The following is a 19,529-nucleotide window of genomic DNA, read 5'->3' as shown; positions in this document are numbered from 1 at the left end:
TTACTCTCTTAGCTCTGTATACCTTCGCTGCCATATACTTTATATAGACTTGCTTATAATCTCATGTTAAAATGCATATTGAAAAAAGCCGAATCTCCAGTAGGAGTACGGGGGACTAAACTTTTGGGGTGAATCTCATTATGAGTAGGGTACCTCTACCCGAACCCGTCAACTAACCTCGGAGGCGATGGAGGTGTTTAACATGTTCAAATCAAAGAAACTAAAAACCTTTCTATTTGCCCTATCTACTACAATGGCTCTAACTATCTTTACAAAGCATAATGCTTTTGCAGCAGCCTATAAAGTAACATCAGGCGATTCACTATTCAAAATAAGCAGGTTATTTAATACAACTGCTTCAGAAATAAAATCAACAAATGACCTTGGAAGCGATGTAATATATCCAGGACAGGTATTAAATGTGCCTGCTGAAACTTACACAGTAAAAAGCGGAGATACGCTTTTCTTAATCTCTAAGAGGTTTGGCATATCCCTTGACGCATTAAGAAAGGCAAACAACAAATGGGACAACCTGATATATCCTGGACAAAAGCTTATCCTTCCAAAGGGAAATGTGGTATCGTCCCAGCCAAAGGCTGTAATACCATACACACAGGATGATTTAGATCTCCTTGCAAGGCTTATACAGGCAGAAGCCGAGAATCAGCCTTACAGTGCAAAGGTTGCAGTAGGAGCCGTAGTTGTAAATAGGGTACAAAGTTCACAGTTTCCAAACACAATAAGGGAAGTTATATATCAAAGAATAAATGGATACTATCAATTCACTCCTGTTTTAAATGGAACAATTAATAATCCTGCATCGGCAGAATCAAGAAGAGCTGCCTGCGAAGCACTTAATGGTGCAGACCCAACTAATGGTGCTTTATTCTACTTTGACGATAGTGCTACAAACCAGTGGTTGTGGTCCAAGCCCCTGGCAGCACGAATAGACAGAATGGTATTTGTTTACTAATAAAAAATCAAGGCTGTCGGAACCGACAGCCTTGATTTTTTATTAACATTATATAATTATTTTCCATTGCTTTTAACCGTAAAATGTAATATAATAAATGTAAAACTTAATAAGACAGTTCGAAACCATCCTGTCTATAAACAAAACTACGGGCAAATGATTACTGAGGTAGTCTGTTATGTGGCGCGTATGCGCCTTTTTTATTTGAAACATTTTACGTTTAAAACAGCAGACTATCCTTAACCAGTTTTTGTTTATAGGGCAGTTGTGCCCTTTTTTATTTGAATTTTAAAAGCATTAACAAAAGGAGGTTTATCATGCAGATGAAATCAAATTTTACATTTGACAAGGATTTATCCTATACTTGGAAAATAACTATTTCAGGGGTTGTGATGGCACTTTATATTATATTAATGTATATTACTCAAGGCTTCGCCTTTGGACAATATCAGATAAGAATAGCAACTTCACTATATGCTCTCAGTGCCATTTACCCTTTTCTAATCATTCCAATGGGAATAAGCAACCTGCTAAGTAATGCACTGATGGGTGGTCTCGGAATTTTAGATATGGCTGGTGGTTTAATTGTGGGAATTATTACGACCACTGCTGTCTATATAATCAAAAGATTAAATCTAAACGACTTGTTTATTGCTTTACCAATAATATTCGGTCCAGGGTTAATTGTACCTATATGGCTTTCTACAATATTGAACATACCATACAAGTTGCTGGCAATAAGCCTTTGTATAGGGCAAATTATACCAGGAATAGTCGGCGTCATACTAGTAAAACAATTAAGATACAAGCTGCAACATAACTCTCTATAATATATTGCAAGAAGGAGGAAATTCTATGAGTGGAAGGACAGACAAAGAGCTTGAAGGCGTAACTTTGTTAGGTGAAAAGGGCACAAAATATAAATATGATTATGACCCCTCTGTACTTGAAACGTTTGTTAATAAACATCAGGACAACGATTACTTTGTAAAATTCAACTGTCCTGAATTTACAAGTCTCTGCCCAAAAACGGGTCAGCCTGACTTTGCCACTATTTATATATCCTATGTACCCGATAAGCTTATGGTAGAAAGCAAATCATTAAAGCTCTACCTCTTTAGTTTTAGAAATCATGGAGATTTTCATGAAGACTGTGTTAATATCATTATGAAGGATTTAATTAAGCTTCTGGCTCCAAAATATATAGAGGTATGGGGCAAATTTACCCCAAGAGGGGGAATTTCTATAGATCCTTATTGTAATTACGGCAAAGAAGGAACTAAATGGAAAGAGGTTGCAGAAAAAAGACTGTTTTATCATGATATGTATCCTGAAAGAATAGACAATAGATAAAATAAGGTCAGCGAAATGCTGACCTTATTTTACATGAATTCTTCTATGAATTTTTCTGCATCCTGAGGATTCCAAACCCTATCTATAACATTTTCGTTATCTCTTATAACAGGGTGAAGTTCCTCAAAAATAGGTTTATTGTATTCTCTGTAGATTACCCCAACAGGAATTCCATCATCGCCGAACTCAAGCGCCTTTTGGAAAGCTAAAACCTTATTCGTTGGATCATAGGACTCATCAAGGCTGTACACTCTATCCATGTACCATTTAAAGGTATTTACCTTATTAAAGGATACACAGGGTTGAAGAATGTCTACAAGGGAATATCCTTTGTGCATTATTGCTTCTTTTAAAATCTTAATCATTCCTTCCCTATCTCCGGTGAAAGTTCTAGCTACAAAGGTTGCTCCTGATGCAATTGCAAGTGCAAGAGGATTTAATGGGTTCTGTATCACTCCTTCAAACTGCATTGTTGTTTTCTGCCCAAGGGCTGTTGTTGGAGAACCCTGACCCTTAGTCAAACCATATATCTGGTTATCGTAAACCAAATGTGTTATATCCATGTTTCTTCTTATAGCGTGTATAAAGTGATTTCCACCCTCTCCATAGGAATCACCGTCACCGCTTGTTACAATAACCTTCAGGTTTTTGTTTACCATCTTTATGCCCTGAGCAGGCGGCAGCGCCCTTCCATGCAAACCGTTAAAACCATTAGCCCTTATATAATGTGGCGTCTTTGCTGCCTGACCTATACCCGAAACGACCACAAGATCCTCCGGTCTTATTTCAAGCTCCGCTGTAGCACATTTAAGAGCGTCCAATATTGAAAAGTTTCCGCAACCAGGGCACCATGCGTTTTCATCATTTGTATTATAAAGCTTTATATCCAGCATTTAAAGCACCTCGCTTATTACTCTATTATATATTTCCTTTGGATCTATCTGCCTTCCATCATACTTTAATATGCTCTTATCCATTTTAATTCCCGTTTCCTGCATTATCAGTTTTGCAAGCTGCCCTGTATAGTTCTGTTCTACATTAACAAGGACTTTTGCCTCTTCAGCATATTTTCTTAAAAGTTTTTGAGGAAGCGGATAAATATCTCCAAAGGATAGCGCTCCAACCCTATATCCTTCATTATTTAGCATTTCAACAGCTTCTTTGAGAGGTCCGTAGGTGGATCCCCATCCAATCAGGACAACTTCAGGTTTCTCAACTCCAAAATACTCGGGTTCAATTATGTCCTCCTTCATAAGTTCCAGCTTTTTCATTCTTTTCTCCATCATCGCATTACGAACCTCAGCAGATTCAGTTATATGAGAATATTCTGTATGCTCGTCGCTGTCAACAAGCACAATCTGGCCTTCAACCTTTCCCGGTATTAGTCTTGGAGATATTCCATTTCCCGTTAACTTATACCTTCTGTACTCCTCTCCTTCTTCAAGAACTTCCTCGCCAGAAATATATCGCTCAATCTTAAGTCCATCAAGTTTAAACTTTGGAATAGTCATTCTGTAATCTGCGAGGTACTGATCCGTAAGGATCATAACCACCGTTTGATATTTATCAGCAAGGTTTAGCGCTCTAAAGGTCTGATAAAATGCATCCTCAGGATTTCTCAGTGCTATAACCATTCTGGGAAACTCTCCATGTGATGCCGTAAGCATAAAGGAAAGATCGCTCTGCTCAGTTCTTGTAGGCAATCCTGTTGCAGGACCTGGCCTCTGTGAATTTACCACAACAAGGGGAGTCTCAGTTATGCCTGCAAGCCCCAGGGCTTCCACCATGAGAGAGAAACCTCCTCCTGATGAACCTGTCATAGCTCTGGCTCCCGCATAGGAAGCACCTATTGCCATGTTTATGGCTGATATCTCATCCTCTACCTGTTCTACTACAATGCCTGCTTCAACCTGTTTTTTTGAAAGATACGTCATTATACTGGTTGCCGGAGTCATTGGATATGCCGAGTAAAATGATAATCCGCCCGCCAGCGCCCCAAGGGCAATAGCAGTATTACCGTTTATAAGTATATTATTACTTGTACAGCCTTCTGAAAGGCTAAGCCTTGATTCAAGAAGTTCGTAGCCTTTCTTTATGGCATCAAGGTTTTTTGTTTTAATTTCATCGCTGAATTTTTTAGGAAGTACTTTTTCAACACCCTCCAAGGATATATTAAAGTATTTAAGAGCTGCACCTGCAGCTACCATTCCAAAGGCCTTATAAAAACCTATCTCCTTCGTTGCTTTTGTAATTGGAAGTGAAATAACTCTTTCATTCTGATATGCTATAAGTTCATCCGCTATTATACTACCGGAAGCTTTTAATCTATCTCTGTGAAATTCAATGGTATTTTTATCAAGGGCAATGATAAGATCCAGTTCGGGATAATGTGAATATACAGGCTCATCGCCAAACCTTATCTGAATAAAGTTGTGTCCCCCTCTTACCCTTGACATGTAATCCTTATTGGAAAATACAAATAACCCCCTTGATTTAAGATGTTTTTCCAAAACATCGCTTATTGTATCCATTCCCTGGCCTGCCTGGCCGCCAATTAGAATATTATATTTCAACTTGAAACACCTCATCTTTAATTATTCAATATGTATTGTATCTTTATTATATATCGATAACTTATATTAATCAATAATAATTTTCATTTAATATAAATTTTCATTCTTTTTAAAGATTGATTATCTTTAATTATTATATTTCCCCGTTAATCCTTTGAAAATAATCCTTATGCATTCCATTATATATATTGTTTTTAACATGCTTCTTGAATGAATTTGAAGTATTATTATGATAAACTTAATGGTATAACGATTTGTGCAGGAGGTTTAAGCCAATGTTAAGCTTTGTAGTCGCAATGTCTTTAAATAACGTAATAGGCAGAAATAATAATCTGCCCTGGCATCTTCCCAATGATTTAAAGAGGTTTAAAGAAATCACATGTTCGAAAAGCAGAACAATGATTATGGGAAGGAGGACCTTTGAAGCACTTCCTGGTATTCTTCCCGGCAGGAAGCACATAATACTCACCAGGAATAAGTGCTATGAAATTGATGACGATAATGTTTATGTAATTCACGATATCGATGAACTAAACCCATACATAATAGATGAGGAAGAATTCTTCGTCATAGGTGGAGGGGATATATTTACAACCCTAATGCCATATGCAAAAAAAATGTATATAACCCTAATACATGATTTTTTTGAAGGTGATACTTATTTTCCTAAATATAATAGAAATGAATGGGATATCATAGAAAAACAGGAGGGCATAATGGATGAAAGAAATGTTTATAAACATACATTTTTAACTCTGATCAGGTTATAATTCATTTTTTCTTGCCATGAAATTATAAACTTCATATAGTTTCATGCCTTTACTTTTTTTGCATATATTTGTTCAAAGCATAATGCACATAATATTTATAGACATAGATCTTTTATATTTCTTCCTGATAATGCTTGTACTTCCTGTTTTAATATTTTATGAATTCCAGGAAGAGGTGCGATTAAATGAACAGGAAAACCATATGTATTTTTTTAATATCACTGATTATATTCAGCTCATTTTTATTGAAATACACAACCCATAAAAATACGAATGAATTAAACCTAAATAAATCTACTTCCTTTATTACCTTTATCAAAACTGCAGATAGACTGCAGGAGTTTAAATACGATGAAATCACAATGTTTTTTAAAAACTCCTTTTCTGCTAAAACTCCTGAGGGTTTAGACACAAAGGAATATAACTGGTACTTCAAACATATAGCTAACGGTACGCCCCCCGGGCCTCCTGATGAAACCAGGAATTTTCTTTCTAAATATGACAGCTTCTATCTCGGTGATACCTCAAAAAAAGTTATATATTTAACTTTTGATGAAGGATACGAAAATGGATACACTTCTCAAATTCTTGATGTGTTGAAAAAGCATAATATAAAAGCAGCTTTTTTCGTTGTTAAGCCGTATATAACCTCGAATCCGGATATAATTAGAAGAATGGTTGATGAAGGCCATCTTGTATGCAATCACAGTGCAAGGCATCCATCAATGGCCTCTTTGAAGAATCAGGAAAAATTTAATAAGGAATTGACTGATGTCGAAGAGGCCTTTGAAAAAGTTACGGGGCAAAAAATGCCTAAATACTTCAGACCTCCCATGGGAAAATACAGCGAATTATCCCTATACTATACTAAAAGCTTAGGGTATAAAACCATATTCTGGAGCTTTGCCTACGCGGATTGGGACCCTAATAATCAGCCTTCCAGGGAATTTGCCAGGAAGAGAATACTTGAAAGGACTCACAATGGCGCCATAATACTTCTCCACGCAGTTTCCAAAACTAATGCAGACATACTTGACAGTGTAATCGCTGAATGGAAGGCACAGGGATACGAAATAAGAAGCCTTGATGAGTTAGTTAAATAATCAAGCGGTAGAAGACGGGCCAGATCGATTTACAAACTTGCATGCATTTAAACGCAAGGAATTACATTATGGCCTATCTTCCACCTCTTCTCTAAGAATTTTCAGATTCTCGCCCAAATGCTTATTTCATATGAAAATCGATTTATTTACTTAGAATATATACCGAACTGCTTTCACCAACTATCTTAAGCCCCTCATCCATAATGATATCCTTAAAATACTGAATTTTAGGAACCATTATAAGCGCTTCCCTACTCCCATCACGTAAAAACGCATCCATTTTTCCATCTTCGGGAACAATATCCCAGTAAAGTTCAGCGGATAACATATCGCTTTGCTGCCAATTTTTAAACTCGCTTAATGGCCCAACGTTGATTTTGGCATATGGGCCATAATCCATATACATTCTTGATCCCCTAATATCTCTTCCAGGCTCGAAATATTCAAATGTAACACGATTTTTATCGTTCTTAAAAATAATAATGTGTTTATAAATCTCTGTTTGATAAATTATCGCTCCTTTTATAATGAATAATAATAGAACTATTTGGAGCAGAGTACTTCGTCTGGCTCCTCGCATCACTTCTCCACAAAGCCCGCCAATGGATATAGCTATGGCAGGATAGATTGGAAGTATATACCACCCTATTTTGGTACCAGCCTTTGTAAAAGTGATAAGTGGTATCGATGACCACAAAATCATCAATAGTACGTAGTTTTTTCTGCTGGCATTGAACCTATCTTTATAAATCAGCTTTGAATATAATATCATGTATCCAACAACACCAATTCCAAGTACCCAGAGCCAAATTGAATAAAAGCTTTTTAATGTGTCAAAATAATACCAGTGATCTCCGATATGTCCTTCAATCGTAGTTGCACTTCTTGTCAATAGGTCATAGGTTATCATGAGCTTTAAAAACGTAAACCCATCCCTTGTATATCTAATTGATGCCCACGATATTATGGGAGCAAATGCACTGCAAATTAACAAAGTCCATTCCTTTACCTTGAGTCGAAATAATGTTCTACTATATACAAGATGGATAAGGCCGATGATTACTATGTTTAATGCATGCCAGCTCTTCGTAAGAAAGGCCATAGAAAAAGAAAAGCCCGCCAGGTATAGCCATTTAATGTTTTTCTCTGATAAAATCATCGAAATCATCGACATTGAAAAGAACAGTACAAATAACGAATCCGCATCCCCCGTTCTTGCGCTATGTATTACTATATATTTAGGTGATGTAATTAAAACGATTGCCGTAATAAGTGATGCGAGCCTTCCATGCCTATATTTTACAAATAAAACCGAAATCAATATTGTGAAAAAAGCCGCAACAGCTGAAAATATCCTTAATCCCAGTGGGTTAAAGCCTGCTATTTTATAGCCGAGGGCTATAGCCCAGAAACTTAGCGGTGGTTTCAAATTCCAGTAATCATTTCTATATCCATAGGTGTTTACTATGAAATCTCTACGCTTTATCATTTCATATGCGCTTATACCATGTCTTGCTTCATCCCAGCTGTATATAGGCGTTTCTTTAAGACAAAAGAATAAATTGTATATTGCTAGTAATAAAATGCCTATTAGAAAAAAATAATAAAGCCTTTCGATGATATCTAATAACCTATTATAAAAATCTTTCCTTAAGCGATCCATTCCCCTATTTCCTCCTGCTGGCTTCAAAAGGATTTTACTGTTCTCCAATATACATAAATAATCTAAATCAATTTCTTTTTCATGCATTTATATGATATCCACTGAAAATATCTAATATACTTTTCCAGCTGCAGCAGTATATTTAATCCGCAGTTATGCGCACAAACGCACTCATGGCCATTTTTCTATTGAATCCTTTTTTAATAATTTCATCAGCGATTTTAAACCATCCTTACCTTTATAAGAGATTTATTATTATTCAAATAACTGATAAAACATTAGTTTGTTATATATCTATCAAAATAAAGCATCATTTGAATCAACGTAAATTACTGAGCTATCACAGATTTTAAATGTTACTTTCAGAGTTTCAAAGTTATTTTAAAGTTCCTTGATCATTTTCTATAATTTTTTTCGCAACTTTGTTAAATTTTTAATTTACAAAATGTAAAAACGATATTATAATAAGAAATGTAGAGAAGATATTTTAAAATATCCATCCAAAGCAATCTATATTTATTCACTATTTTATCGGTGAATATTTTATTTAAACATTTTTGTTAAATATTAAACAAAGTGATTGAAATTTTATGAAGAAACAGGATGTTATTAAAACATAATAATTTGATAATCTTTATTTATAATATCCTGTGAGCCCCTTTAGTAAATAATATATAAGAGAGGTGTATTAAATGAAAGTAACAAATGCAGAAGAACTAAGATTAAAGCTTGAGGAGGTTAGAAAAGCCCAAAAAATATTCGCCTCCTACACCCAGGAACAGGTAGATGAAATATTTAGACAGGCTGCTATGGCTGCTAACAATGCAAGAATTAAGCTTGCAAAGATGGCTGTTGAAGAAACAGGAATGGGAATTGTAGAAGACAAAGTTATTAAAAACCACTTTGCCTCAGAATATATATACAATAAATATAAGGATGAAAAGACCTGCGGAGTTATTGACAGAGATGAATCCTTCGGCATAATGAGGGTTGCAGAACCTATAGGAGTTATCGCTGCAATAGTACCAACTACCAACCCGACATCCACTGCAATATTTAAAGCATTAATCGCTTTAAAAACAAGAAACGGTGTGATTTTCTCACCCCATCCAAGGGCTAAAAAATCAACTATAGCAGCAGCTAAAATCGTACTTGATGCTGCAGTTAAGGCCGGTGCCCCTGAGGGAATAATAGGATGGATTGATGAACCAACGGTTGAACTTTCACAGATCGTTATGAAGGAAGCTGATATGATACTTGCCACAGGCGGCCCCGGAATGGTAAGAGCTGCTTATTCCTCAGGAAAACCCGCAATAGGAGTAGGTGCTGGAAATACGCCTGCAATAATAGATGAAACAGCACATATTAAAATGGCAGTAAGCTCCATACTTCTTTCAAAGACATTTGACAACGGAGTTATATGTGCTTCAGAACAGTCAGTAATTGTAATGGAACAAATATATGACGAAGTTAAGCGTGAGTTTGAGGAAAGAGGAGCATACTTCCTAAAGGGAGAGGAAATCGACAAGGTTAGAAAGATAATACTTGTTAATGGTTCAATAAATGCAAATATAGTTGGACAGCCTGCCCACAAAATAGCTGAAATGGCTGGAGTTAAAGTTCCTGAAACAGCAAAGGTATTAATCGGAGAAGTTGAATCCGTTGAACTCGATGAACCATTCTCACACGAAAAACTTTCACCTGTGCTCGCTATGTATAAGGCTAAAACCTTCGATGAGGCACTTCAGAAAGCTGCAAGGCTTGTGGAACTTGGCGGATTTGGGCATACATCAGTTCTATATACCGACCAGGTAAAATCAAGGGATAGAATTGAAAAATTTGGTGCGACTATGAAGACAGGAAGAACAATAATCAATATGCCTTCGTCCCAAGGTGCAATAGGAGATATCTATAACTTCAGGCTTGCTCCTTCGCTAACACTCGGATGTGGTACATGGGGTGGAAACTCTGTATCTGAAAACGTTGGAGTTAAGCATCTTTTAAACATCAAGAGTGTTGCTGAAAGGAGAGAAAATATGCTTTGGTTCAGAGTTCCTGAAAAGATATACTTCAAATACGGCTGCCTGCCTGTAGCATTAAAGGAATTAAAGGATATGGGCAAGAAGAGGGCATTCATCGTTACTGACAAAGTTCTGTATAATTTAGGATTTATCGATACAGTTACAAAGACCCTTGATGAAATAGGAATTGAATATAGCGTGTTCTTTGACGTTGAACCAGACCCAACACTTGCAACTGCAAGAAAGGGTGCAGCACAAATGAAAAGCCTCAATCCGGATGTAATAATTGCAGTTGGTGGAGGCTCACCTATGGATGCTGCAAAGATTATGTGGGTACTTTATGAGCATCCGGAAGTAAGGTTTGAAGACCTTGCAATGAGATTTATGGATATTAGAAAGAGAGTTTACCAGTTCCCAAAGATGGGCGAAAAGGCTATGATGGTTTCAATCCCAACTTCTTCCGGAACAGGTTCAGAGGTTACTCCATTTGCTGTTATAACCGATGAAAAGACGGGAATTAAATATCCTCTTGCAGACTATGAGTTAACTCCTGATATGGCAATAGTAGATGCAGAACTTATGCTCAATATGCCAAAGGGACTTACAGCAGCATCTGGTATAGACGCCCTAACTCATGCAATAGAAGCCTATGTTTCGGTACTTGCATCAGAGTATACTAACGGACTTGCCCTTGAAGCGATAAGACTTATATTCAAATATCTACCACAGGCATATAATGATGGTCCAAACAACATCAAAGCAAGGGAAAAGATGGCCCACGCTGCAACTATGGCTGGTATGGCCTTTGCAAATGCATTCCTCGGCGTATGCCACTCAATGGCCCACAAGCTTGGAGCAATGCATCATGTACCACACGGAGTTGCCAACGGCCTTCTAATTAACGAAGTAATAAGATTTAATGCAGTTGATAACCCAAGAAAGCAAACTGCATTCCCACAGTATAAATATCCAAACGCCAAGTTCAGATATGCAAGGATTGCTGACTACCTGAACCTTGGCGGAAATACCGAAGATGAAAAGATTGAACTCCTTATAAAGGCAATCGACGACTTAAAGAACCAGGTTAACATGCCAAAAACGATAAGTGAAGCTGGTGTTTCAAGAGAGAAATTCTACGCAACCCTTGATGAAATGTGCGAACAGGCCTTCGACGACCAGTGCACAGGTGCCAACCCAAGATATCCGTTAATAAGCGAAATCAAGCAGATGTATATAAACGCTTTCGAAGGAATTTCAAAGGAAACTGAAGAAAATAATAAATAATAAACATTAAAAAGCAGCGGCATAAAATCTATGTCGCTGCTTTTTAATATGATTCTCACTCCTCGTCATAAAAATCAAGGTAAGTATAGTTTTTCCCATCCTTTTGCCATCCTAAAATGGAGTTCATATTAACATTTTGAGCTGCTGTAAATATGGATTTGTCCGCTTCCTTATAGAAATTCTCCTTTAAGTTCTCAATTAATTCCTTTATTTCATATCTCTTGTTGGCAGTCCTTTTGGCCGCCACCATACATGCACAGTTTAAAGGCCATATACCGTTTTCCTGAGTAAAGCTTGCAATATGGCGCTCCTCAATATAATATAGCGGCCTTATAAGCTCAAGTCCTTTAAAGTTTGTTGATTTTAATTTTGGAAGCATTGTTTTAAAGCATCCAGTATATATAAGATTTAACATAGTTGTTTCAATAACGTCATTAAAGTGATGGCCTAATGCAAGTTTGTTACATCCAAGCTCCCGGGCCTTTGAGTAAAGGGCTCCTCTCCTCATCCTTGCACACATGTAACAGGGATAGTCGTTTGCAATCCTATCTGCAATTTCAAATATACCTGATTCAAAAATGTGTACAGGTATATTCAAGTACCTGCAGTTATCAATCAAAAGATCCCTAATACTTGGATGATATCCCGGGTCCATAGCAATAAACTCCACTTCGAAATTAAACTTTCTATGGCGCTTCAGCTCCTGAAATAGCTTTGCCATTAACAGACTATCCTTGCCACCTGATATGGCCACTGCAATTTTGTCTCCCTCTTCCACCAGTTTATAATCGTTTATTGCCTTAACAAATTTGGACCATATATGTTTTCTATATTTTTTGATTATACTTCTTTCTATTTCCTCCAGAGGTTTTCTTTCGCTGAAAGGTATCAGTACCTCACATCCACTTCCAGCCACGTTGCTCATTCTATCGCCTCCTTAGTACTACGAACAATATTATAACAGCTTTATCCCTGCTTGTCTTTAGAAAGCAATATCCAGTCCCTTTGTTTTTACACGCTCCTTATCACAACGTGGTCTTTCCACTTTCCATTTTTCAACCTTTTATAATACAATATTCCACGAACAAGCCAGTCAATGTACATGCCCATCCATACCCCAATTAATCCAAGCTTTAATGGAATTCCTAAAAAGTATCCCAGTGTAATTCTAAACAGCCACATTCCAATTACTGCTGTAACCATTGTATAGGTAGCATCCCCTGCACCTTTCAATCCTGCCGGCAAAACAAAGGATACGGACCAAAGTGGCATAAATATTGCATTAATTCTTATAATATCTGCAGTTAATTGTACTATGTCAGCATTTTTGTTATAAAGCATTGCAATTTGGTTTGCAAATGGAACCGATAATACCCCAATTATTGCCAGACATATGGTAGAAAGCTTTGTCATATATGACAATACTCTACCCGACTCCTCTGTGTTTCCTCTTCCCATATATTGCCCTACAAGTGCAGTCGCAGCAATGCTTAGTGCATTCCCTGGAATATTTAACATTGAAATTATGGATCCTGCTATAGCATTAGAAGCTATGGATACTGTACCCATGCCTACTATATAAATCTGCGTTATCAGTTTTCCACCATTAAAAAGAAGGGATTCCACACTTGCCGGAACTCCTATACCAAAAATAGATTTTAGCAACTCCTTATCCATTTTGAATTTGAAAATACCCTTAAGCTTTAACGATGCCGACCCTCTTAGGAGAACAAGCATAACAATAAGAGCACCAATTGTCCTTGCAGCTGCAATTCCAAGGGCTGCACCTTCTATTCCAAGCCCCTTAATATAAATATTAATAAAATTATTTTTTATGTTAATTCCATAAATCAAAAGATAGCTTAAAATAACGTTCATAATGTTCATAACTATCGTTATTGTCATTGGAGTCTTAGAGTCACCTGCCCCCCGGAGAACTCCATTTGCAACAAGGCTTATTGATATGGCTGGATAGGTGAGAAGCGTTATTGCAAGATAGATAAAGGCGTCGTTTATGACTTCCTTTTCTGCTGAGCCATAAAGTATGGATATAAGAGGCTCCCTAAAAACCCATGTAATAATTGTAATTGCAAGTGATATGGCTAAACTTGAATAAAGCGCCTGTTTTGTAGCTTCGTTTGCCTTTTTAACGTTTCTCTGCCCTGTATACTGCGCTACAACGACCGTACCTCCAACAGCCAGGGCTGAGAAGAACGCAATAAAAATATTATTAATGGAGTCCACCATTCCAATTGCCGATACTGCTTCCTTTCCAATGTGCCCTGCCATCATCGTGTTTATCGTTCCCATAGACATTACAAACATCTGTTCAACGAGAATAGGAACAGTTAATTTTAATACATCCTCTCGAATAGTTTTCATATTAGTATCCCCCTTACTGCATATAGAATACAAATTTTGCTTCAACAGTTTCGTCTAACTATTGAAAATATATAATATGGATATTTTTACAAAAACCGCAACACCATCAAATAAGATATAGAAATGCACATTATTTGTATATTCTATATTAATATCCATTATCCTTCGAAAATTAATTATTTTTTATAAAGATAAACAAGCAAATTTTAAATATTTTACTTTGTCCCATTTTATGAACTTATCTTCCATAGCTTCATAATACTGATATATAATGTTAATATAAAAACAAATAACATATTATCAATATAAATGTTATTATAATATTATACTAAATTTATAAAAAGAAGGGTGATTAAATTGCATAATTACCTTACCGAAGAAGCGATTAACAAGCTTAAAGAAGAAATTGAATATCGCAAAGTCGTTGTAAGGCATAAAATACTCGAGGATATTAAAGAGGCAAGGGCCCATGGAGATCTAAGCGAAAACTTTGAATACAAAGCAGCCAAAAGGGAAAGGGCTAAAAATGAGAGCAGAATACGTTATCTTGAAAGAATGATAAGAACCGCCAAAATCATAAAGGATACCACCTCTGAAGATGAAGTTGGAATTGGAAAATCAGTCTCTGTTAGATTTCTGGAGGACAATGAAGTAGATGAGTTTAAAATCGTCACAACCATAGAAGCAGATCCATTAAACAACATGATAAGCATAGAATCTCCCCTTGGAAAAGCCATATATAAGCACAAAGTAGGAGATGAAGTAATGGTTGAATCTCCACAGGGAAGATATGCTGTCAGAATAGAAAAAATTACAGTTGAATAATTCACAAAACAACACCTTCTGGTAATCGGAAGGTGTTGTTTTGATTTTATGCTATTTTTAAACTGGTAAAGTCCTTTACCTCAAGCATCCTAAAATCCATCGTCTTTATCCTTTCCATAAAGTATATGTATATTAAAACGGAGCTATAATATATATAATGCTAAAACAAGTGGAAGGTGATGAAATTGAATCTTTCAACCCGCATAGTTTGTCCAGCATGCAACGACAGCAGCTTTACTGCAAAATATGAAGCTACTTATTTATATTCCTATTCAATTGATTCTAATGCTCCGGGCCTTAAAAACGATGAAGAGTTCCTTCCATTTTTATTTGACAATCGAAAACTCCTTGAGTCCAGACAGTATATAGAATGTAATGTTTGTGGCTCTAGATACCTCTGCTCCTTTAACGAAGGCAACAGGGGGGTTGACCTTATAATTTTGCAGAAGGCTATACGTTCATATTATGTTTCAAATCCTGAATTTTTAGGATAAAGATTGTTTAAAACCATCTAACTACCAAGGGAGGACAAAATAATATGGATTTCTACAATATCCAGCGTGAAGAATTGGAAAATGTATATGGAAAAATTAGCCCTTTTGAATTTAAAAATAGGCTGATTCACCTCGCAGAAGGACAGGGGAAAAAAAGCGCGCATGTCTTACTGGATGCTGGAAGAGGTAACCCAAACTGGACAGCAGCAACTCCCCGTGAAGCCTTTTTCACCTTCGGACAGTTTGCTGTAGAGGAAGCTCGAAGAGTATGGAATGAAGGGGATCTGGCTGGTATGCCGAGAAGGGGAGGAATTGCCAGCCGCTTTAAGAGCTACGCTGCAAGACACAGCGATGCTTCTGGAATAGAACTACTTGAAAAAATAATAGATTACGGTATAACCAACCTGGGCTTTGATCCAGATGCCTGGGTACATGAACTGGCAGACGGCATCATTGGTGATAATTATCCTGTCCCAGACAGGATGCTTCCACACATTGAAATGGTTGTCCATGAATATCTTGTTCAGGAAATGTGTTATAACAGGCCTCCTGTGGGCAAATTTAACATATTTGCAGTGGAAGGTGCCACTGCTGCAATGTGCTACATATTCGATTCCCTTATCGCAAATGAATTATTATCCAGGGGGGATAGGATAGCGCTGATGACTCCTATCTTCACTCCATACCTTGAAATTCCTCTTCTACCCAGATATAACTTTGAAGTAATAAAAATAAGAGCCAATGAAATGACAGAAGACGGCACCCACACCTGGCAGTATCCAGAGTCTGAACTTGAAAAGCTTCGTGATACAACAATAAAAGCTCTGTTTGTTGTAAACCCCAGCAATCCACCTTCCGTTGCAATTAAGCCTGAATCGGTCAGGCAACTAATCAATATCGTAGAGGATTATAATCCAAACCTTATGATTATTTCCGATGATGTATATGGTACCTTTGTAGACAACTTTCGCTCTTTAATGGCTGACCTACCATTTAATACGATTGGAGTTTATTCATTTTCAAAATATTTTGGAGTAACGGGCTGGCGACTTGGGACAATTGCCCTTCATGAAAACAACGTGTTTGACAAATTGCTTAAGGAATTGCCCGAGAACATCAAGGAAGAGCTGAGACAGCGATATGCAGCCCTTTCAACTAATCCTGATGACATACCATTTATCGATAGAATTGTTGCTGACAGCCGTCAGGTTGCGTTAAATCACACAGCGGGTTTATCAACACCCCAGCAGGTACAGATGGCCTTTTTCTGTGCATTTGCCCTTCTTGATAAAGAAAACAGATACAAAGAGTTAACTAAAAATATTTGCAGGCGGCGTCAAAAGTTATTTTTCGACAGTCTTGGATTGGATCTGCGAAAGGATCCTTATGACGCAGCTTATTATACTGAGTTTGATTTACTGGAATGGGCATGTCACTATTACGGTGAAGAATTCGCTAGATATCTTAAGGAACATCACAAACCCGTAGACATCCTCTATCGTCTGGCACAGGAATCATCAATTGTTCTCTTAAGTGGTGGCGGATTCTCCGGGCCAGAATGGTCAATTAGAATATCGCTTGCAAATCTCAATGATGAGGCATACTCTATAATTGGTAAAGTTCTCCATAAGGTACTTGAGGAGTATGTTTCGTTATGGAGGGAATCATCAAGACTTGGCTTGCAAAAATCTTCTCAATAGAGGTTTTATTCATGAAAAATTTCGGGGTACCTGCATACGGTGCCCCCTGATATAAAAGATATAGTATGAGAACACTGAATTTTTGATAGAAAAATAATTAAACCTTCCTGCCATTAGTAAATTTTCTTATAAATCTACTAAACGCAAGAAGGTTTTTCTTTTTTCTTCTTCAAAAGATATTAATTCTTAAAGCTGTGGATAGGTGCAGGAATTCTTCCTCCCCTTTTTATAAAATCGCAGCTGGAAAATCTGCTTACCTGCATAATAGGCGCTCTACCTAATAATCCACCAAACTCTACAACTTCACCAACCTTTTTACCCGGTACCGGAATAATACGTACGGCAGTAGTCTTGTTATTCATCACGCCGATGGCACATTCATCAGCAATGATAGCTGAGATAGTTTCTGCAGGAGTATCTCCTGGAATTGCAATCATGTCTAACCCTACCGAACAAACACAGGTCATAGCTTCTAATTTATCTATATTTAAAGCTCCCCTCTCTACAGCTTCAATCATGCCTGCATCTTCGCTTACAGGAATAAACGCACCACTTAATCCCCCTACATGGTATGAAGCCATGACTCCACCCTTTTTTACGGCATCATTTAATAATGCTAAGGCGGCTGTAGTTCCATGTGCTCCACAGCTTTCAAGTCCCATTTCTTCAAGAATGTAAGCTACACTGTCCCCAACAGCCGGCGTAGGCGCAAGAGATAGGTCAACAATTCCAAAGGGAACATTCAATCTTTTAGATGCCTCCCGGGCTACAAGTTGACCCATTCTGGTAATTTTAAATGCAGTTCTTTTAATGGTTTCAGCCACCGTATCAAAATCTGCTCCTTTTACACGTTCAAGCGCAGCTTTTACAGCCCCAGGCCCACTTACCCCAACATTAATTACACATTCCGGCTCTCCCACTCCATGAAAAGCTCCCGCCATAAAAGGATTGTCCTCCGGCGCATTTGCAAAAACTACTAGTTTAGCACAACCCAAACCATCCCGATCCGCAGTAAGTTCAGCAGTTTTCTTGATAACTTCCCCCATTTGTCTTACTGCGTCCATGTTTATGCCAACTTTAGAAGTTGCTACATTTACTGAAGAACATACTCTTTCCGTGATATTTAACGCCTCTGGAATAGAAGCAATTAGCTTACCATCGCCGATTGTATATCCTTTGTGTACTAAAGCAGAAAATCCACCAATAAAATTTACTCCAGTGGTCTTAGCTGCCTTATCTAAAGCTACGGCAAATTTAACATAGTCCTCTTCATCCGATGATTCAGCAATCATTGAAATAGGGGTTACCGAGATTCTCTTGTTAATGATAGGGATACCATATTCCATTTCAATCTCTTCCCCCACCTTCACCAAGTTTTCAGCATATCGGGTAATTTTATCATATATTTTCCGCCTTGCCTTTTCTCCATCGGAGTCGCAGCAGTCACGAAGAGAAATTCCCATAGTAATCGTCCGAATATCAAGTTTTTCTTCTTCTATCATTCTAATTGTTTCTATTATTTCATTAGAATTTATCATTGCAAATACCTCCTATATCTGGTGCATAGCTTTAAAGATATCTTCATGTTGTACCTTGATGGATACCCCTAAAGATTCTTCTTTTTTATCCAGTTTTTCATTTAATTCGCTCAACGATACATTCATATAAGTTAAATCCACAAGCATAATCATTGTAAAATAATCCTGTAGAATGGTTTGGCTAATATCAAGAATATTTACATTGCATTCTGCAAGTATAGTACTTATTCCTGCAATAATTCCTATTTTGTCTTTTCCAATTACAGTTATAACAGCTCTCATTTTGCGTTCCTCCTAAATATTTTAAGTTTTATTTGCAGACTTTCTCCTTCGGTACTCATGAAGAGTCTCTCCAGAGGATCGCCAATAAGGGCTATCCCCATAATATGGTACCTGAAAAATTAACCTCTTCAATGAATAGATAAATCTACCTCTTTCTCGCTATCTTCATCAAACTGTCAAGTTTTAAATAATACTTTATATCTTACCAATTTTCTTGAGTTTATTCAAGTATCCTTAATCCGTAACAGAGATTTCGCATCTAATTTCCAGTAAAGCTTTTTTCTTTATAGGAAATTAGATTTTTTCTATTTTATTGAAATTTTGGAAGGGAAAAAGGCCGTAGGCCATGTATATAGATACACCTTCCCCCTCCCCATCATAATGAAAAGCTGTATTTCCAATTTTATTATCGACTATGCGGTGTTAAAAATTGGATTAATCCAATTCATAATTATCAACATTTCATCTTTCAAATCTTCTATTATATTTATCTGCAAAAGCCTTTTTTCTCTGAATCCTCGAATGTTTCTAAAAAAGTATAATTGGGTTAAGTTAAAGGCTATTATCA

At 37.0% G+C, this 19,529-nt stretch carries 16 protein-coding genes and 1 riboswitch; of the genes, 9 read left to right on the top strand and 7 right to left on the bottom strand.

Annotation, left to right across the window (positions count from 1 at the left end):
- The first annotated feature begins 76 nt into the window (after window positions 1-76).
- Window positions 77-201: riboswitch (cyclic di-AMP (ydaO/yuaA leader) on the top strand.
- A gap of 1 nt (window position 202) precedes the next feature.
- From EDD71_RS06120 to queF, 3 genes are all read left to right on the top strand, one after another.
- A complete protein-coding gene (locus tag EDD71_RS06120; protein ID WP_133627868.1) occupies window positions 203-973 on the top strand; it encodes a cell wall hydrolase in 771 nt (256 codons plus the stop codon).
- 317 nt (window positions 974-1,290) lie between these two features.
- On the top strand, window positions 1,291-1,803 hold the full coding sequence (locus EDD71_RS06115) for a QueT transporter family protein (RefSeq protein ID WP_133627867.1): 513 nt from the start codon (window positions 1,291-1,293) through the stop codon (window positions 1,801-1,803).
- Between the two features lie 25 nt (window positions 1,804-1,828).
- The gene (gene queF, locus EDD71_RS06110) at window positions 1,829-2,326 is read left to right on the top strand and encodes a preQ(1) synthase (protein ID WP_133627866.1); all 498 of its coding nucleotides are present in this window, start codon (window positions 1,829-1,831) and stop codon (window positions 2,324-2,326) included.
- A 29-nt stretch (window positions 2,327-2,355) separates the two neighbouring features.
- Here queF and EDD71_RS06105 read toward each other — a convergent pair whose 3' ends face one another.
- Complete coding sequence (locus EDD71_RS06105; RefSeq protein WP_133627865.1) at window positions 2,356-3,219, bottom strand: 2-oxoacid:ferredoxin oxidoreductase subunit beta; 864 nt, start codon at window positions 3,217-3,219, stop codon at window positions 2,356-2,358.
- On the bottom strand, window positions 3,220-4,899 hold the full coding sequence (locus tag EDD71_RS06100) for a 2-oxoacid:acceptor oxidoreductase subunit alpha (RefSeq protein ID WP_133627864.1): 1,680 nt from the start codon (window positions 4,897-4,899) through the stop codon (window positions 3,220-3,222).
- 275 nt (window positions 4,900-5,174) lie between these two features.
- On the opposite strand from EDD71_RS06100, the gene EDD71_RS06095 reads away from it, so the two are divergent.
- Window positions 5,175-5,669, top strand: coding sequence for a dihydrofolate reductase (locus EDD71_RS06095; RefSeq protein WP_133627863.1), 495 nt, complete (start codon window positions 5,175-5,177; stop codon window positions 5,667-5,669).
- A gap of 185 nt (window positions 5,670-5,854) precedes the next feature.
- Window positions 5,855-6,772, top strand: coding sequence for a delta-lactam-biosynthetic de-N-acetylase (pdaA, locus tag EDD71_RS06090; RefSeq protein ID WP_207669294.1), 918 nt, complete (start codon window positions 5,855-5,857; stop codon window positions 6,770-6,772).
- Window positions 6,773-6,914: 142 nt separating this feature from the next.
- Here the strand turns inward: pdaA and EDD71_RS06085 are convergent, their stop codons facing one another.
- Window positions 6,915-8,435: an ArnT family glycosyltransferase gene (locus tag EDD71_RS06085; RefSeq protein WP_166636358.1), complete on the bottom strand. Its 1,521-nt coding sequence runs from the start codon at window positions 8,433-8,435 to the stop codon at window positions 6,915-6,917.
- 692 nt (window positions 8,436-9,127) lie between these two features.
- Here EDD71_RS06085 and adhE point away from each other — a divergent pair.
- Complete coding sequence (gene adhE / locus EDD71_RS06080; RefSeq protein WP_133627861.1) at window positions 9,128-11,740, top strand: bifunctional acetaldehyde-CoA/alcohol dehydrogenase; 2,613 nt, start codon at window positions 9,128-9,130, stop codon at window positions 11,738-11,740.
- Window positions 11,741-11,795: 55 nt separating this feature from the next.
- On the opposite strand, the gene EDD71_RS06075 is transcribed toward adhE, so the two are convergent.
- Window positions 11,796-12,665, bottom strand: a complete 870-nt coding sequence (locus EDD71_RS06075) for a tRNA 2-thiocytidine biosynthesis TtcA family protein (protein ID WP_133627860.1) — start codon at window positions 12,663-12,665, stop codon at window positions 11,796-11,798.
- An 86-nt stretch (window positions 12,666-12,751) separates the two neighbouring features.
- Entirely contained in the window at window positions 12,752-14,122 is a 1,371-nt protein-coding gene (locus EDD71_RS06070; RefSeq protein ID WP_133627859.1) for an MATE family efflux transporter, read from the bottom strand.
- Between the two features lie 348 nt (window positions 14,123-14,470).
- On the opposite strand from EDD71_RS06070, the gene greA reads away from it, so the two are divergent.
- The 3 genes from greA (at window position 14,471) to aspD (ending at window position 17,141) form a co-directional block, all read left to right on the top strand.
- Window positions 14,471-14,947, top strand: coding sequence for a transcription elongation factor GreA (gene greA / locus EDD71_RS06065; protein ID WP_479724194.1), 477 nt, complete (start codon window positions 14,471-14,473; stop codon window positions 14,945-14,947).
- A 179-nt stretch (window positions 14,948-15,126) separates the two neighbouring features.
- Window positions 15,127-15,441 (top strand): hypothetical protein, encoded by a 315-nt coding sequence (locus EDD71_RS06060; protein ID WP_133627857.1) that lies wholly within the window; start codon window positions 15,127-15,129, stop codon window positions 15,439-15,441.
- Window positions 15,442-15,485: 44 nt separating this feature from the next.
- Complete coding sequence (gene aspD / locus EDD71_RS06055) at window positions 15,486-17,141, top strand: aspartate 4-decarboxylase (RefSeq protein ID WP_133627856.1); 1,656 nt, start codon at window positions 15,486-15,488, stop codon at window positions 17,139-17,141.
- Between the two features lie 179 nt (window positions 17,142-17,320).
- Here aspD and EDD71_RS06050 read toward each other — a convergent pair whose 3' ends face one another.
- Together EDD71_RS06050 and EDD71_RS06045 are read right to left on the bottom strand one after the other, a co-directional pair.
- Window positions 17,321-18,676: a DUF711 family protein gene (locus EDD71_RS06050; protein WP_479724195.1), complete on the bottom strand. Its 1,356-nt coding sequence runs from the start codon at window positions 18,674-18,676 to the stop codon at window positions 17,321-17,323.
- Between the two features lie 15 nt (window positions 18,677-18,691).
- Window positions 18,692-18,961 (bottom strand): ACT domain-containing protein, encoded by a 270-nt coding sequence (locus EDD71_RS06045; protein ID WP_133627854.1) that lies wholly within the window; start codon window positions 18,959-18,961, stop codon window positions 18,692-18,694.
- Window positions 18,962-19,529: the final 568 nt, after the last annotated feature.

This window comes from Fonticella tunisiensis (genome assembly GCF_004364155.1).
Taxonomy (GTDB): Bacteria; Bacillota; Clostridia; order Clostridiales; family Caloramatoraceae; genus Fonticella; species Fonticella tunisiensis.
Note: the sequence above shows the minus strand (reverse complement) of the source record. Positions and strands in the feature narration are given on the sequence as shown.